The organism is Psychrobacter sp. W2-37-MNA-CIBAN-0211, assembly GCF_040309405.1.
GTDB lineage: Bacteria > Pseudomonadota > Gammaproteobacteria > Pseudomonadales > Moraxellaceae > Psychrobacter > Psychrobacter glaciei.
On the sequence record NZ_JBEOOU010000154.1, the window covers coordinates 1 to 277 of the forward strand.

Annotated in this window: 1 protein-coding gene; it reads left to right on the plus strand. The window is 41.2% G+C overall.

All coding sequences use genetic code 11. From position 1 onward, the window contains the following. Window positions 1-277: class II aldolase/adducin family protein (locus tag AAEY72_RS14705; protein ID WP_352311278.1), on the plus strand; the 277-nt coding region annotated here is incomplete at both ends.

The following is a 277-nucleotide window of genomic DNA, read 5'->3' on the forward strand; positions in this document are numbered from 1 at the left end:
GTTATAGGTTGGTGGATCATTTTCGTTGGGGCGATTTAATTTACACGCATTTATCGGCGCGGATACCGGGCAGTGATCATTACTTAGTGAACGCCTTTGGTTTAACCTTTGATGAAATCAGCGCTTCTAACTTAGTTAAAGTAGATTTAAGCGGCAATATTATTGACGACACGCCATTTAATATTAATCCAGCTGGCTTTACTATTCATAGCGCAATTCACGAAGTACGCGACGATGCGCATTGTGTGATTCATTTGCACACGAAAGAAACCATAGC